General features: G+C 69.6%; 17 protein-coding genes. 5 read left to right on the forward strand and 12 right to left on the reverse strand.

Annotated features, from left to right (window positions below; genetic code table 11):
• Positions 1 to 92 precede the first annotated feature (92 nt).
• From mdh to gloB, 3 genes are all read right to left on the reverse strand, one after another.
• Positions 93 to 1,055: a malate dehydrogenase gene (mdh, locus tag FV226_RS16970; protein WP_147763816.1), complete on the reverse strand. Its 963-nt coding sequence runs from the start codon at positions 1,053 to 1,055 to the stop codon at positions 93 to 95.
• A 293-nt stretch (positions 1,056 to 1,348) separates the two neighbouring features.
• Positions 1,349 to 1,945, reverse strand: coding sequence for a TetR family transcriptional regulator (locus tag FV226_RS16975; RefSeq protein WP_243932769.1), 597 nt, complete (start codon positions 1,943 to 1,945; stop codon positions 1,349 to 1,351).
• Positions 1,946 to 2,280: 335 nt separating this feature from the next.
• Complete coding sequence (gene gloB / locus FV226_RS16980; protein ID WP_187277403.1) at positions 2,281 to 3,048, reverse strand: hydroxyacylglutathione hydrolase; 768 nt, start codon at positions 3,046 to 3,048, stop codon at positions 2,281 to 2,283.
• 196 nt (positions 3,049 to 3,244) lie between these two features.
• Here gloB and FV226_RS16985 point away from each other — a divergent pair, with 196 nt between their 5' ends.
• Complete coding sequence (locus tag FV226_RS16985; protein ID WP_147751586.1) at positions 3,245 to 3,979, forward strand: class I SAM-dependent methyltransferase; 735 nt, start codon at positions 3,245 to 3,247, stop codon at positions 3,977 to 3,979.
• A 186-nt stretch (positions 3,980 to 4,165) separates the two neighbouring features.
• Positions 4,166 to 4,999, forward strand: coding sequence for a MarC family protein (locus tag FV226_RS16990; RefSeq protein ID WP_147763818.1), 834 nt, complete (start codon positions 4,166 to 4,168; stop codon positions 4,997 to 4,999).
• A gap of 10 nt (positions 5,000 to 5,009) precedes the next feature.
• On the opposite strand, the gene FV226_RS16995 is transcribed toward FV226_RS16990, so the two are convergent.
• A complete protein-coding gene (locus FV226_RS16995) occupies positions 5,010 to 5,543 on the reverse strand; it encodes a DUF1499 domain-containing protein (RefSeq protein ID WP_187278784.1) in 534 nt (177 codons plus the stop codon).
• A gap of 94 nt (positions 5,544 to 5,637) precedes the next feature.
• Positions 5,638 to 6,642 (reverse strand): hypothetical protein, encoded by a 1,005-nt coding sequence (locus FV226_RS17000; RefSeq protein ID WP_147763827.1) that lies wholly within the window; start codon positions 6,640 to 6,642, stop codon positions 5,638 to 5,640.
• 348 nt (positions 6,643 to 6,990) lie between these two features.
• On the opposite strand from FV226_RS17000, the gene FV226_RS28070 reads away from it, so the two are divergent.
• On the forward strand, positions 6,991 to 7,152 hold the full coding sequence (locus FV226_RS28070) for a hypothetical protein (RefSeq protein WP_187273592.1): 162 nt from the start codon (positions 6,991 to 6,993) through the stop codon (positions 7,150 to 7,152).
• Between the two features lie 304 nt (positions 7,153 to 7,456).
• Here the strand turns inward: FV226_RS28070 and FV226_RS17005 are convergent, their stop codons facing one another.
• The 3 genes from FV226_RS17005 to FV226_RS17015 form a co-directional block, all read right to left on the reverse strand.
• On the reverse strand, positions 7,457 to 8,500 hold the full coding sequence (locus FV226_RS17005) for a cytochrome c peroxidase (RefSeq protein WP_147763820.1): 1,044 nt from the start codon (positions 8,498 to 8,500) through the stop codon (positions 7,457 to 7,459).
• A 167-nt stretch (positions 8,501 to 8,667) separates the two neighbouring features.
• Positions 8,668 to 9,243 (reverse strand): sigma-70 family RNA polymerase sigma factor, encoded by a 576-nt coding sequence (locus FV226_RS17010; RefSeq protein ID WP_147753917.1) that lies wholly within the window; start codon positions 9,241 to 9,243, stop codon positions 8,668 to 8,670.
• Positions 9,240 to 9,485 (reverse strand): NepR family anti-sigma factor, encoded by a 246-nt coding sequence (locus FV226_RS17015; RefSeq protein ID WP_187273593.1) that lies wholly within the window; start codon positions 9,483 to 9,485, stop codon positions 9,240 to 9,242. The genes FV226_RS17010 and FV226_RS17015 overlap by 4 nt, the downstream gene beginning before the upstream one ends.
• Before the next feature lie 613 nt (positions 9,486 to 10,098).
• On the opposite strand from FV226_RS17015, the gene FV226_RS28075 reads away from it, so the two are divergent.
• Together FV226_RS28075 and FV226_RS17025 are read left to right on the forward strand one after the other, a co-directional pair.
• Entirely contained in the window at positions 10,099 to 10,257 is a 159-nt protein-coding gene (locus tag FV226_RS28075; RefSeq protein ID WP_187273594.1) for a hypothetical protein, read from the forward strand.
• Between the two features lie 330 nt (positions 10,258 to 10,587).
• The gene (locus FV226_RS17025) at positions 10,588 to 10,800 is read left to right on the forward strand and encodes a hypothetical protein (RefSeq protein WP_147763822.1); all 213 of its coding nucleotides are present in this window, start codon (positions 10,588 to 10,590) and stop codon (positions 10,798 to 10,800) included.
• A 155-nt stretch (positions 10,801 to 10,955) separates the two neighbouring features.
• On the opposite strand, the gene FV226_RS28085 is transcribed toward FV226_RS17025, so the two are convergent.
• The 4 genes from FV226_RS28085 to FV226_RS17040 form a co-directional block, all read right to left on the reverse strand.
• Positions 10,956 to 11,255, reverse strand: coding sequence for a hypothetical protein (locus tag FV226_RS28085; RefSeq protein ID WP_147753914.1), 300 nt, complete (start codon positions 11,253 to 11,255; stop codon positions 10,956 to 10,958).
• Between the two features lie 81 nt (positions 11,256 to 11,336).
• Positions 11,337 to 12,689 (reverse strand): acetyl-CoA carboxylase biotin carboxylase subunit, encoded by a 1,353-nt coding sequence (accC, locus tag FV226_RS17030; RefSeq protein ID WP_147753913.1) that lies wholly within the window; start codon positions 12,687 to 12,689, stop codon positions 11,337 to 11,339.
• A gap of 113 nt (positions 12,690 to 12,802) precedes the next feature.
• Positions 12,803 to 13,270, reverse strand: coding sequence for an acetyl-CoA carboxylase biotin carboxyl carrier protein (accB, locus tag FV226_RS17035; protein WP_147763823.1), 468 nt, complete (start codon positions 13,268 to 13,270; stop codon positions 12,803 to 12,805).
• A 142-nt stretch (positions 13,271 to 13,412) separates the two neighbouring features.
• Entirely contained in the window at positions 13,413 to 14,153 is a 741-nt protein-coding gene (locus FV226_RS17040) for a DsbA family protein (protein ID WP_246691637.1), read from the reverse strand.
• Positions 14,154 to 14,158: the final 5 nt, after the last annotated feature.

The raw sequence follows: 14,158 nt of genomic DNA on the forward strand, positions 1-14,158 counted from the left end.
TCCAGAGCCGCTGTCGCGGCAAACTGGAGCACCACCTGTGGTTCTGGATCCCGGGCTCCGCTTCGCGGCCCCGGGACGACAAACGTCGTGGCTCAGGCGAGCGCGGGATTCACCGTCTTGCAGGCCTCGATCAGCGTGTTCACCGCGCCGACGGACTTGTCGAACATCGCCTTCTCGGCCGCGTCGAAGGTCACCTCCAGCACGCGCTCGACGCCGTTCTCGCCGATCACGACGGGGACGCCGACATACATGCCGGAGATGCCGTACTGGCCGTCGAGGTAGGCGGCGCAGGGCAGCACCCGCTTCTTGTCCTTGAGGTAGCTCTCCGCCATCGCGATGGCGGAGGCCGCCGGCGCATAGAAGGCCGAGCCGGTCTTGAGCAGGTTGACGATCTCGCCGCCGCCCTTGCGGGTGCGCTCGACCATGGCGTCGAGCTTCTCCTGGGTGGTCCAGCCGAGCTTGACCAGGTCGGTCAGCGGCACGCCAGCCACGGTCGAGTAGCGGGTGAGCGGCACCATGTCGTCGCCGTGGCCGCCGAGCACGAAGGCGGTGACGTCCTCGACCGAGACCTTGAACTCTTCGGCCAGGAAGTGGCGGAAGCGGGCCGAGTCGAGCACGCCGGCCATGCCGACGACCTTGTTCGTCGGGAGCCCGGAGAACTTCTGCAACGCCCAGACCATGGCGTCGAGCGGGTTGGTGATGCAGATCACGAACGCGTCGGGCGCGTTCTCCTTGATGCCGGTGCCGACGGCCTCCATGACCTTCAGGTTGATCCCGATCAGGTCGTCGCGGCTCATGCCGGGCTTGCGCGGCACGCCGGCGGTGACGATCACCACGTCGGCGCCCCTGATCGCCGAATAGTCGCTCGCGCCGGAATACTTGGCGTCGAAGCCGTCGATGGGCGCCGATTCGGCGATGTCGAGCGCCTTGCCCTGCGGCACGCCGTCGACGATGTCGAACAGCACGACGTCGCCGAGTTCCTTCAGACCGGCGAGGTGCGCCAGCGTTCCGCCGATCTGGCCGGCGCCGATGAGCGCGATCTTGCTGCGTGCCATGTCCGAGACGTCTCCAGCTATGCGTGAAAGGTGAGGCGCGGCCTGCGGGCGGCGCGACGTTCGAAATCCGACTCGAAGCGGCGCCAGAAGCGGCGGTTTTTCCTGCGCGGCTGTGTGGCCGAAAAGCACCGCTCCATCAACCCGATGGAGTCGAGCCTAGCAGGGTTCGGGCCAGGAGGGAGACGCGGCGCAAAACGAAAAGCCCTCGAAAAGCCAAGCTTTCCGAGGGCTTTGCGAGCGGAACGATGCCGCCGGCGATGCGCTATGACAGATTCGAAAACCTGTCATTCCGCTCAGAGGATGCCGGCGCGCAGCACCCTTTGGATCGCGTGGATGACCGCACCGAAGCGGGCGTCGACGAGGTCGCGCGGCACCTCGGCGTCGTGCTGAATCGCCAGCGGATGGGTGAAGCGGTAGCTCGCGTCGAAGATGTAGGCGATGGCGCGTTCGCGGTCGCGGGCCGAGAAGGTGCCGGTGGCCATGCCCTCCTCGATCACCCGCTCGACCAGGCTGCGCAGGCGCACCCGATGGCGGCGTGCGATCGGCCGGGCGGCGACGGTGGCGTCGAGGTGGACCGCGAACAGGTTCGGCTCGTCCTGGAGCGCGTCGCGCTGCAGGGCGGCGAGCGCGGTGAGCAGGCGCTCGATCTTGTCGTCGGCCGGGTCCGGCGCGTCGGCGATGCCGGCCAAGCGGGTCTCGATGTCGCGAAGCCAGCGGCCGGCGACGGCGTCGAGCAGGGCGTCCTTCGAGGGGAAGTAGCGGTAGACGTTGGCGTGGGTCATGCCGGCTTCGGCCGCGACCGCGACGACGGTGACGCGCTTGGGCCCGAGCCGAGCCAGGTGTTCGGTGGCGATCCCGAGCAACCGCACGTCGGCGGAGATGGGGGCCACCCGGGAGCGGGCGGCCGCCGGGGTGCGGGCCGAGTTGTCGGGATCGGCCGGAGGTCGGTTCGCCGCGGGCGGCGCCTTGGCGGCCGGCTCGACGGCGGACTGCTCTTCGGAGCGCGGCGTTGAATCCGGCTGGAGGAAGGGAAGCGGAAGGCGTGAGGACGAAAGGTGGTAAGGCGAGACGGACCCCCATCTGACCGAAAGAAGCGGGAACACGCTTCCGTTGACGTCGAGACTCCGTTGAGGAGCCTATCGATCAAGACGGTTGAGCGCCTGTCGAACGTCGTATGTTCACTTCTCTTTGAGAACGCAACAAAATTTCCTTGAAAACCTGTGTGTCAGAAGCGGTTCTTCCAATCTCGCAGCGCAACAAAAACTGTTGCGGGGTCAATGTCTTCACCGAAGCCGACCGCCGACTTGAGTGCCGGCAGGTTGCAGCGCAGGAACGGGTTGGTCGCCCGCTCCTCTGCCATCGTGGAGGGAACCAGAAAGCCGCCGGTCGACTTGAGCTCTTCAGCTTCCCGCATACGTTGCAGCAGGTCGGCGTTGCCGGGCTCTGCTGCGGCTGCGAAGCGGGCATTGGACAGCACGTAGTCGTGCCCGCTGAACACGCGCGTCGCGTCGGGCAGTGGCAGGAACCGCTTCAGCGAGCGCCACAGGATCTCGGGCGGGCTTTCCATCACGCGGCCGCAGCCGAGGGTGAACAGGGTGTCGCCCGAGAACACGATTCCCGAATCGGCGAACCAGTAGGTGACGTGGTCGGCGCAGTGCCCCGGCGTCTCCCAGACCTCGGCCGAGAGGTCGCCGACCCGGACGGTGTCGCCCTCGGACACCGTGACGTCCACGTCGGGGATCGCCGCGCCGGCCTTCGCGGGCGCCGTCACGCGGGCGCCGGTGGCGCGCTTGACTTCGGGGATGCCCTCGATGTGGTCGCCGTGGCGATGGGTGACGAGGATGTCGGTGAGATGCCAGCCGGTCTCCTTCAGCATCGCCAGGACGGGGGCGGCCTCCGGCACGTCGATCGCCGCACAGGCGCCGGTGGCAGGGTCGCGCATCAGCACGCCGACGTTGTCGCTGCGGCACAGGAAGGTGCGGATTTCGGGCACTGTCGCCATGAACGCGTCTCCGGGCTGGCGCCCCCTTCCGGGCGCCTCCCGCGGTGAACGGGTGCCGAAACCGGGGGGTTCCCCGCCGCGCGGCGCCGCAAGTCGCCCTTCGCGCCTTGCCGCGGCGATGGCACGGCCCCATTGAATCCGCATCGCCGGCCGCCGGCCCACACGAACGCCGCCCCGCCTCACGCCCATGCGCCTCGACGTCACCGACCTGCGGGCCTTCTACGCCACGCCGCTGGGCGCCACGACGCACCGGATCGTCGCCCGCACGCTCCACGGCTTCCTCGGCTCGGTCTCGGGCCTGCGCGTTCTCGGGCTCGGCTACGCGGTGCCCTATCTCGGGCCGGTGCACTGCATCGCCGAGCGGACGCTGGCCTTCATGCCGGCGACGCAAGGGGTGGTGAACTGGCCCGGCGCCGGCCGCTCCTGCTCGGCGCTGGCCGACCCGACGATGATGCCGCTGCCCGACGCGGCGATCGACCGGGTGATCCTGGTGCACGCGCTGGAGGCGGTGGAGAGCCCGACGGAACTGCTCAAGGAGGTCTGGCGCACCCTGACGCCGGGCGGCCGGATGATCCTGGTGGTGCCCAACCGCCGCGGGGTCTGGGCGCGGCGCGACGCGACGCCGTTCGGCCACGGCCAACCCTACAGCCGCTCGCAGCTCGGCCGGCTGATGCGCGACACGCTGTTCTCGCCGGAGGGCTGGGCCGAGACGCTGTACATGCCGCCCCTGCGCTCGCGGGTGATGCTGCGGACCGCCGGCGCCTGGGAGCGCGTCGGGACCGGCCTCTCGCTGCCCTTCGCCGGCCTCCACGTGGTGCATGCCACCAAGCAGCTCTACCGCCCGATCGCCGTGCAGCAGGTCCACCGCGCCCGCCGCCTCGCCCCCGCCCGGGTGCTCGTGCCGGCGCCCGCGCCGGGGTGACGGGTTTTCCGCCGCGATGTCGCGCGGAGGTACGGGTTCGCCGTAGACAGGCGCCTCCCGGCGGGGGATGCGGAATGACGAACGGGACGCTCGCGTTCCGTCCATCAGGTTCAGGCATCGTGCCGGCTGCGGAAATCCGAGAGGCGCATGCCGTGAGCGGAAGGCACATGCCATGAGCGACGAAGCATGAGCGTCGAAGCGGCCATCCAGCAGTTCCTGCTCGCGCTTTCGAGCCTGTTCTCGATCGTGAACCCGCTCGGCGGGGCGCTGATCTTCGCGCAGGTGACGGCGGGGCACAGCCACGACGACCGGGTCTGGCTCGCCGGCCGGATCGGCGGGTACGCGCTGCTGATCATGCTGGCGGCGCTCTGGGCCGGCGCGCCGATCCTCAACTTCTTCGGCGTGTCGCTCGGCGCGCTGCGGATCGCCGGCGGCCTCGTCGTCGGCGCCTCCGCCTGGGGGCTCCTCAACCGGCCGGAGGCGCGCGAGGCCCGCAAGCAGGCCGAGGTCTCCTCGACGACGGGCCAAGGGGCGGCCGCCCAGGCGGCGAACCAAGGGGCGGCCGCCCAAGCTGCGAGCCAAGAGGCGACGGCCCAGGCCGCGAACCAAGAGGCGACGGCGCAGCCTGCGAAGGCGGCGTCCGTCAAGACGGTCGAGCCGACGCCGGCGGACGGCCAGAAATCCGTCGACCCGCTGTCCGAGATCGCGTTCTTTCCGCTCACCCTGCCCTTCACCACGGGGCCGGGCACCATCGCGGTGGCGATCACCCTCGGCTCGAACCGCCCGGCGCTGATGGCCGACCGGCTCGGCTTCTACGTCGGCGTGTCGCTGGCCGCGCTCGGCGTCGCCGCGACGGTGGCGCTGATCTACGCCTCGGCCGACCGGGTGGTGAGCCTGCTCGGGCCGATCGGCGCGCGGGTGCTCGGCCGGCTGTTCGCGTTCCTGCTGCTCTGCGTCGGCACGCAGATCACCATCAACGGGGTGATCGACGTGTTCGGGCCGCTCCTCGCCGCGCGCTGAGACGCCCCCGTCAGCGTGCGACCTCGGTCCGCGCCAGACCTTCGATCCGGTCGAGCCAGCGTTCGAGGCGCGCCCGGTTGCCGCCGGCGTCGAGCACCCCGAATTGCGGGCAGGCGTAGAGGACGAGCGTGGAGCGGCCCTCGCCGGCCCCGACGATCGCGACGGCGACCGTATCCGGTAGCCGCAGCCATTCGGAGCGGACGACGTAGCGATCCTCCTCGGCCCAGCGGGCCTGGAAGGCCAGCTCGGTGCGCGGCTCCTCGGCCGCCACCTGGGCGACGATGGCGCGCAGGCGATCGCCCGGGACCGGCAGCACCGGCGGCACCCGGTCGGAGGCGGCGCGGCACTGCCCGGGCGGGCAGGCGAGCGCATCGCCCGGGCGGCGCATCAGGGTCGCGAAATCGACCGCGCCGCGATCGGGCGCCCCGAACAGCAGCCACAGATCCTCGATGCCGCCGGGCTCGGGTCCCCGCGCCACCAGCACGCCGCCGACGAGCGCGAGCCCGCCCAAGGCCAGCGCACCGACCGCCCTCCCCCACCGCACCGTGATCCTCCGCGCCTTCGTCCCGAGCGCTTCGCTCTAAACGAAAACGGCCCCCTCGCGGGGGCCGTTCGCCACATCCGTCGCGTCGATCCAATCAGATGACATGCGCCGAGAACAGTGCGCCGTACATCGCGGCGTGGCCGACGTAGTAGAGCGTGAGGAAGCCCGTGAGCGCCACCGTGTAATAGGCCGGAGCCAGCGCCACGTCGCGGCGGCGGACGGCGATGCGGGCGTCGTCGGCGGCGATGGCGACCAAGACCACGATGATCCCGGAATGGCCGATGGCGTCGACCTTGCCGAACTCGAACACCGCGGAGACGAAGATCGCGGCCAGGATGATCGCCGCGGTCCGGCGCACCAGGGGCGTCCAGATCAGGGCGAAGGCCAGGGTGAACTCGACGACGCCGGCGGCCTTCATGAACAGCTCAGGGGACGCGCCGAAGGTCATCTCGGGCTTGGCGGCCAAGAGGGGCGCGGTCCATTCCGGGTAGGCCCACTTCTCGACCGAGGCCCACATCAGGGTCACGGCGGCGGCGGCGCGGACCACGTCGAGGGGGCGGATGCCGTAGAGGGTGCGGTTCAGGCCGGTGAGGATCAGGTAGGCGGCGACGCCGAGGAACACTGGATAGTCGGCCAAGTGGAACGCGCCGTAGCACCAGGTGGCGTAGCCGAACAGGACGACGATGCCGGCGCCGGCCAGCGGCAGGGTGCGGTGCCAGATCAGGCAGGTGGCGAGCGCCAGCTGGAACCACGGGATCCAGGCCGCGTCGGTCTTGAGCTCGGGGGTGAGGATGATGCCGCCCATCGTCCAGAGCGAGACGAAGAAGAAGCCCAGCGTCGCCCGCACCAGCAACCCGGTGTCGGCCCGCACCCGCGTGGTGACCCGGTCGAGCGCGTTCAGGAGCGCCGTACCGAGGGGGGTGCCCTCGGCGAGGCAGCCGAACATCAGGCACAGGATCGACAGGCCGACGAGCCATTCGAAATCGAGGCAGAGCACCTGTTCGAGGCCGCGGGGCTGGCCGGCGACGTCGAAGGCGCAGAACCACTTCACGTGGGCGCTGGCCTCGCTGCTGGCCAGAACGATCGCCGGGAGGGCCATGGCGCCGGCAAGAAACGGAGAAGAACAGCGCCACTCGGAAAACCGCATCGAAGCCTCGCACCGACCCGCCAGAACAGTCCCCACGCCTGCATTTAGGACTAAGCCGATCGACTTCGCCAAGGGTTTGTTAACATCCATGTCGAAAAGGTTAACGCTGTGGGAAGCGTGTAGAACTGGCTGTACGCGATCTCAGTCGAGACGGCTCGCCCCGGCAACGCGGCATTCAGCATGGGCCGTGATTCCGCCGGGCGCCCCCGCCCCGGCAAGACTTCGCTCAGTGTTCGCCGGTCATCGTGCCCGGACCGGATGACCACGTCGCCGGCCGGACCCAGCGCGAGGACGCGACGGATGATCGGTTTGACAAGTGTGGTCAGTCTCGGGGCCGGGATCGGTCTCGCCGCGTTCGCGCCCCGGGCGGGCCTGCGCGCCCACGCCTTCGAGTCCTGCGGCGGCCTGCTGCTGGTGGCCGGCCTCGCGCTGCTCGGCTCGGGGCTACCACTGTTCCGCTAGAGCATTTTCCGTGATCTCTGGATCACAGAAAATGCTCTAACCTGCTGTGTGGTCGCATTTTCTTCACGCGAGCCGGCATCCACCTCGCTTGAAAATGCTTTAGCGCGGGGCGTCGTGCGAACCGTCATCCATCCCGCTTGAAGATGCTCAGCGTCGTCGTGGACGACGCGCTGCGTCAACGCCCGGTTCGAGAAAGACTTATACCGAGTCTCAAGGGTAGGAACCCATGAGGTCCGGCGGATTGCCGCCGCCCCGCAGTCGCGGTGGCCAGACCTCGATGAGTCGGGCTCATCGAGGTCTGGTATTACGGCCGCGGTGCGGCCTCGGTCAGATCCGCCAGGGCGGGTCCGGTCCCGGGCTCGGAGTTCAGCGTGCGCAGGAAAGCCAGCAGGTCGGCCTTCTCGTCCGCGCTCAGGTTGAGCGGGCGGATCTCCGGCGAGCGGCTCGGCCGGTCGATGCCGCCCCGGTCGTAGAGGTCGATCACCGCCTCCAGCGCCGCGATCGACCCGTCGTGCATGTAGGCGCCGCGGCCCGCGACCTCGCGCAGGCCCGGGGTCTTGAAGGCGTAGCGCAGGACCTGCGAGTTCGTGACGAAGCGCCCGCGGCCGAGGTCGGCGCCGACGGCCGTGCCGATGTCGTGGAAGGAGCCGTCGGTGAAGGCCCAGCCGCCGTGGCAGGCGGCGCAGTTCGCCCGGCCGTTGAACAGGTCGAAGCCGCGCTTGGCCGCGACCGGGATCGCCGCCTCGTCGCCGGCGATCCAACGGTCGAACGGGCTGGCGCCGGACACGATGAGGCGCTGGAAGGTGGCGAGCGCCGCCTCGATCCGCGCCTTGGTCACGCCCGGGTCGGCATAGGCCTCCTTGAAGGCGGCGACGTAGGCGGCATCCGCCGAGAGGCGGGCCACGGCGTCCTCGACCGGCAAGCCCATATTGCCGGGGGCGCTGATCGGCACGAACGCGACGCTTTCCAGATCGCGGAACTTGCCGTCCCAACCGAGCCGGCCCTCCTGCCAGGCGAGGTTGAGCAGGGTCGGGGTGCGCAGGTCCGTGTCGGAATCGGCGCGGGTCGGCGCGCGCCGGCGCCCGTCCGCCCAGGCGAGGTCGGGCAGGTGGCAGGTCACGCAGGCGCGGTCGCGGTCGGCCGAGAGGATCGGGTCGAAGAACAGTTTTCGGCCGAGAACGGCCTTGGCCCGGCTGTAGGGGTTTTCGTCGGGGAACGGGATCGTCGCCGGAGCGGCATAGGTCGCGCGCCAGGCGGCGCGCTGCGCCACCCCTGAATCGGTCGCCGACCCGGTGACCGCGCCGAGCATCGCAATTGCGGTGACTCCACCGCCGAGCTTCCATCGCATCCCTGAGCTCCTAGGGAGCGTACCTACGACGCGAAATCTTGCTGATCCGTAAAGGTTTCGTTCCGATTTCACGCCGTCACGGTCACATGACGCCGGAAAAGCCAGCCCAGGACAATAAACCTCAGCAACGACTTGGCAACCTGGTGCTCGAAACCCTGACGATGCTTTCAGCCGGCCTGGAGCGCGGCGCGGGTATGGGCGTCGGCGCCGACGTCGCCGGCGCCGTCCATGCCGAGGGTTTCGATCAGCCGTCCCCGTGCGCGGCTGACCCGGCTCTTGATCGTGCCGACGGCGACGCCGCAGATTTCGGCGGCCTCCTCGTAGGTGAAGCTCTGGGCGCCCACGAGCACCAGCGCCTCCCGCTGGGCGAGGGGCAGCAGGTTCAACGCGCTCTGGAACGCCCGCATCTCCACGCGGACCTCCTGCTCGGGCAGGCTCGTCAGCCGCCCGGCATGGCTGCCGTCGGCATCCTCGACCTCGCGCTTGCGCTTGCGCTGCTCGGAATAGAACAGGTTGCGCAGGATCGTGAACAGCCAAGCGGTCAGGTTGGTCCCGCGGCGGAAGCTCTCGGCCTTGGTCCAGGCGCGCATCAGCGTGTCCTGCACGAGGTCGTCGGTGCGGTCGAAATCGTAGGTCAACGAGAACGCGAAGGCGCGCAGCGCGGGAATCGCGCCGAGCAGGAGGTCGCGCATCTCGGAATCGGCGCCGGCGGGCGTTCCGACGGGGGCACAGGCCTGGATCATCGCGCCGACTCCTTTTCCGACCGAGCCGCCAACTCCGCGACGAGCGCCTCGAACCGCTCGGGGATCGGCTGGGCGAGCAGGCCCGCGTAGAGCACCCGCAGGCTGCGCCCGATCCGCCGCCGGGTCTCGGCGTCGAGCCGGCCATCGCCGCGCGGCCGCCGTTCGGACGCCCGCACCACGACGACCTCGGGCGGGCGCACGATCGTCCTGTCGGCACCGCGTTCGTCGGGGATGTCCTGCATCGTCGGCCGTCCTCGCAAAGCGGGGCGACGCCTCGCGACCCCACCGCCCGCGGACGACCGGAAACGGCCCTCAGGCCACCGGTTCTCCGCGGACGCAGGGTCCGTCGCCGTCGCTACGGGTGCTAGGGCCGGACGGTTTAATCAAGTCTGAAAACGGCATTCACCTAGAATTCATCGCCACAGATCTCGATACCATCTTATGGTCAAGCTGATGACTTTGTCAATCTGTATGATATCCTCGATGTGGATACATCTTGTTACATTCGAATGTTCGAAACCTGACGGTTTGAACTATGTGGGGATGGGATGGCTCTTCCCTCCCCTTCAGCGGAGGAGCGCGATCACGGCTTCGCTCCACGCTGTTATTACGGGGATGCGCAGTAGAGCTTGGAATCCGGAACCGTAGCTTGCGCTTCAGTGGGTACCGTGAGTGGTCCTGGATCCCTGTATCTTGAGGTGGCTGCTGTAGAGGAGCGGAGCAGGCGCAGCTCGGTGGATCCCCGATCTGCTGCATGATCGCAGTCCGGCGCGGCCGCGCCTGCTTGATAGCCCTCGATCGAACAGGCTTGGGCCCCGCCCGGCTGGCGGCGAGCCTGCATGCCGGACCGGTCCCATGGCTGAAGTGCTGGACGCCGGGCTGATCGCCCGCTTTGTTCGGGCCATGCTCGATGCGATCCGCCCGCTGCCCGACGCCGCCGCCCGTGCGCTCAAGCGCTGTCCACCCGGCGCCAGCAGCTGGTGGCCATGCGCGGGGTCGAAAACACCCGCCTGAAGCAGGCGCGCGAACCGGCCGTGATCGCAAGCCATCGCGCCTGCATCGCGGACCTCGATTGGGGCCTACGCGGCCATCGAGGCGGAGCTGGACGCCCGCAATCCAGGTCGATGCCGAGTGCGTGGTCGCGCATCGCCTGCTGCGCTCGATCCCGGGCGTCGGCGCGCGCGTGGCGGCCGTGCCGATCTACGACCTAGCCGAGCTCAGACAGCGCGACCGCAAGAGCATCGTCAGCCTAGCGGGCTTGGCCCCGCATGTCAGCCAATCCAGCCACGCTCCGCCCCGCGACCATGATCGGCGGCAGCCGGTTCTGCGTGCGCGGCGCTGTACATGAGCGCCCTCGTGGCGGCGCGCCACGACCCGGCCTTCACGACCGCCGACCGAGCCCTGTGCGATCAGACCAAGCCGGCCAAGCTGGACCTGCGCGCCGTCGCACGCCGCATCATCGTCACCGCCAACGCTCACTCGCGCGATGCCTACACCAGCACAACAAACTGGGGTGATGACGGTGAGGATGTGAAAGCTAAAACAAGACGCGCATGAAGCGGATCGCTCTGAGGGCAAGCCAAGAAGGCGCTTCGCATTCCCCAGCGCGTTCGAAAATCCCGGTCGGCTCGCACGAGCACGAGGGTCTCGATACGAAAAAGGCCGGCGCCCTCACGGGAACCGACCTCTCGATCCGCGAACGAACCGGTGCGTCAGCGGGCGGGGCCGCCCGCGGTGCCGCCGGCGTTCGGGGTCATCTTGTTGGTCTGATCGACGTTGCCGCCCTTGGCCGAGTCGGCGCCGGGCGCCATGCCCATCTCTCCGGCCGGGCGGGTGACGGTGCTGCCGGTGGTCGCCGCGCCGTCGGCACCCGGCGCCACGTCGCGGGGGCCGCCGGTGGTCTGGCCCGCCTGTGGGACCGCGCGCGAAGGCTGGCCGACGTTGCCGGCGTCCTGGGCGAGGGCGGGGGCGGCGACGAGGGCGCCGATCACGGCGAGGGCTGCGAGGCGCATGAGAATTCGTTCCGGTTGCGTGCGATGGGATCGAGCAACGGATGGTGGACGCTTCGGTTCCGGTCTCGCTTCGTCGCCTGCTCAGGCGTCGAGGCCGCCGGCTTCCAGGAAGTGCTCGAGCCAGTGAATGTCGTAGGCGCCGTTCTGGACGTCGGCGTTGCGCACGAGGGTGCGGAATAGCGGCAGCGTGGTGTCGACGCCGTCGATGACGAACTCGTCCAGCGCCCGGCGCAGGCGCATCAGGCACTCGTTGCGGGTGCGGCCGTGGACGATGAGCTTGCCGATCAGCGAGTCGTAGTTCGGCGGCACGCGGTAGCCCTGGAAGGCGGCCGAGTCGACGCGGACGCCGAGGCCGCCGGGCGGGTGGTAGTAGGTGATCAGGCCGGGCGAGGGCCGGAAGGTCGCCGGGTGCTCGGCGTTGATCCGGCACTCGATGGCGTGGCCCTCGACCCGGATGTCGTCCTGCGTCACCGACAGGGCGCCGCCGGCCGCGACCCGGATCTGCTCGATCACGAGGTCGATGCCGGTGATCATCTCCGTGACCGGGTGCTCGACCTGGATGCGCGTGTTCATCTCGATGAAGTAGAACCGCCCGTCTTCATAAAGGAACTCGACGGTGCCGGCGCCGAGGTAGCCGAGCTTGCGCATCGCGTCGGCGCAGATCTCGCCGATCTCGCCCCGCATCTCGGCATTGAGCGCGGGCGAGCCGCCCTCCTCCCAGACCTTCTGGTGGCGACGCTGCAGCGAGCAGTCGCGCTCGGCCAGATGCACCGCGCCGCCACGGCCGTCGCCGAGCACCTGCACCTCGATGTGGCGCGGCTTGGTGAGGTACTTCTCCAGGTAGACCGCGTCGTCGCCGAAGGCCGCCTTGGCCTCGGAGCGGGCCATGCCCAGCGCCTGCTCCAGCTCGCCTTCCGAGCGCGCCACCTTCATGCCGCGCCCGCCGCCGCCGGCCGCCGCCTTGACCAGCACCGGGTAGCCGATCTCGGCGGCGACCCGCTTGGCCTCCACCGGGTCCTCGATGCCGCCGTCGGAGCCGGGCACGCAGGGAATGCCGAGCTTGAGCGCGGTGCGCTTGGCTTCGATCTTGTCGCCCATGATCCGGATGTGCTCGGCCTTCGGGCCGATGAAGCCGATCTCGTGATGGGCCAGCACCTCGGCGAAGCGCGCATTCTCTGAGAGGAAGCCGTAGCCGGGATGGACCGCGTCGGCACCGGTGATCTCGCAAGCCGCGATGATCGAGGGGATGTTGAGGTAGCTGTCGCGGGCGGCGGGCGGGCCGATGCAGACGCTCTCGTCGGCCAGCCGCACGTGCATCGCGTCGGCGTCGGCGGTCGAGTGCACCGCCACGGTCTTGATGCCGAGCTCCTTCGACGCCCGGAGGATGCGAAGCGCGATCTCGCCGCGGTTGGCGATCAGGATCTTGTCGAACATGGCAGGGGCGCTTTCCAGCGAAGTGTGCGCGGTTCGCGTGACGAGAGCGGGGCCTTCGCCGACGGCGGCGCGGATGGCGGGCTGACGAACGCCCTCGGCTCCTCCGCGCTCGGCTACTCGATGACGAGGAGGGCTTCGCCGTACTCGACGGGCTGCCCGTCCTCGACGAAGACCGCGGCCACCGTGCCGGCGCGGGGCGCGACGATCTCGTTGAAGGTCTTCATCGCCTCGATCAGGAGCAGCTTGTCGCCGACCTCGACCCTGGAGCCGACCTCGACGAAGGCCTTCGCCTCGGGCGAGGGGCGCAGGTACGCGGTGCCGACCATCGGCGAGGGCACGGCGCCGGGATGGGTCTTGCCACGCTCGGGCACGGCGCCGGGGCCGGCAGGAAGCGGCTGGGGTGCCGCCGGGAGCGCCATGGCCGCCGGCGCGGCGACCTGGACGTTCACCGGCTCGATCCGGCGGACGACGCGGATGCGGAGATCCCCCTTCTCGACCTCGATCTCGGACAAGCCGGTCTCGGTGACGAGGTTGGCGAGCTCGCGGACGAGATCGGCATCGATGGGGTCGTGCTTGGACATCGGGCCTGTCTTCTGGGGACTGAACCTGGGATGGCGGATGGCGGCCGCGCCTGCGCCGTTCCGCCGGCGCGGCCGCGGACCCCGATCCCGCGAAGGCGCCGGTCTTAGACGAAGGCGCGCGTTCGCGACACCCCGTCGCGCGTCAGCAGGAGGCGTGACCGCACTGGCGGACGTCGGCGATGGTCTTGCGGATCGGCTCGACGCCGACCGCGCCGGGGATGATCTCGTCGCCGATGATGAAGGCCGGGGTGCCCGAGAGGCCGAGCTTGTCGCCCAGGCCCCGGTTCTCGGTGAGTGCGGCCTTCACCTCGGGCCCTTGCGCGTCCTTCTGCAGCTTGGCCATGTCGAGGCCCATCGCCTTGGCGACGTCGAGGGCCTTGGCGCCGTTCACGCGGCCCTTGGACTCGAGCAGCTTCTGGTGGAACTCGAACAGCTTGTCGCCCTTGAGCTGCTGCTTGGCGGCAAGCGCGATCTGGCTGGCCTCCTGCGATTCCGGGCCGAGCACCGGGAAGTCCTTGATCACCACCCGCAGCTTCGGGTCGGCCTTGATCAGCGCCTGCACGTCGCCCAGAGCCTTGCGGCAATAGCCGCAATTGTAGTCGAAGAACTCGATCATCGTGACGTCGCCGGCCGGGTTTCCGGCGACCACGTCGTGCGGGCTGTCGAGCAGCGCCTTCTGCGATTCCTTGAGGGCCGCGGCCTGGGCGAGGCGCTGGGTCTCGACCTGGCGCTTCTCGCCCTCGGCGATCGCCTCCTGCAGCACGTCCGGGTTCTTGATCAGGTAGTCCTTGACGATCGCCTCTATGCCGGCGCGCTGCGCGTCGGTGAAGGGCGCGGCCGGCGCGGTCTGCGCCAGCGCCGGGCCCGCGAGGGCGAGGGGCAGGGCGA

The organism is Methylobacterium sp. WL12, assembly GCF_008039475.1.
GTDB classification, from domain to species: Bacteria; Pseudomonadota; Alphaproteobacteria; order Rhizobiales; family Beijerinckiaceae; genus Methylobacterium; species Methylobacterium cerastii.

Coding starts and splice junctions, on each gene's coding strand:
- FV226_RS17000 (WP_147763827.1), bottom strand. CDS start 6,642: ATGGCCCTCCCGGCGATCGTTCTGGCCAGCAGCGAGGCCAGCGCCCAC.
- accC (WP_147753913.1), bottom strand. CDS start 12,689: ATGTTCGACAAGATCCTGATCGCCAACCGCGGCGAGATCGCGCTTCGC.
- FV226_RS17015 (WP_187273593.1), bottom strand. CDS start 9,485: ATGCAGGACATCCCCGACGAACGCGGTGCCGACAGGACGATCGTGCGC.
- mdh (WP_147763816.1), bottom strand. CDS start 1,055: ATGGCACGCAGCAAGATCGCGCTCATCGGCGCCGGCCAGATCGGCGGA.
- FV226_RS17025 (WP_147763822.1), top strand. CDS start 10,588: ATGAGCGCCCTCGTGGCGGCGCGCCACGACCCGGCCTTCACGACCGCC.
- FV226_RS28075 (WP_187273594.1), top strand. CDS start 10,099: ATGGCTGAAGTGCTGGACGCCGGGCTGATCGCCCGCTTTGTTCGGGCC.
- FV226_RS16990 (WP_147763818.1), top strand. CDS start 4,166: ATGAGCGTCGAAGCGGCCATCCAGCAGTTCCTGCTCGCGCTTTCGAGC.
- FV226_RS16985 (WP_147751586.1), top strand. CDS start 3,245: ATGCGCCTCGACGTCACCGACCTGCGGGCCTTCTACGCCACGCCGCTG.
- FV226_RS28085 (WP_147753914.1), bottom strand. CDS start 11,255: ATGCGCCTCGCAGCCCTCGCCGTGATCGGCGCCCTCGTCGCCGCCCCC.
- FV226_RS28070 (WP_187273592.1), top strand. CDS start 6,991: ATGATCGGTTTGACAAGTGTGGTCAGTCTCGGGGCCGGGATCGGTCTC.
- FV226_RS17010 (WP_147753917.1), bottom strand. CDS start 9,243: ATGATCCAGGCCTGTGCCCCCGTCGGAACGCCCGCCGGCGCCGATTCC.
- FV226_RS17005 (WP_147763820.1), bottom strand. CDS start 8,500: ATGCGATGGAAGCTCGGCGGTGGAGTCACCGCAATTGCGATGCTCGGC.
- accB (WP_147763823.1), bottom strand. CDS start 13,270: ATGTCCAAGCACGACCCCATCGATGCCGATCTCGTCCGCGAGCTCGCC.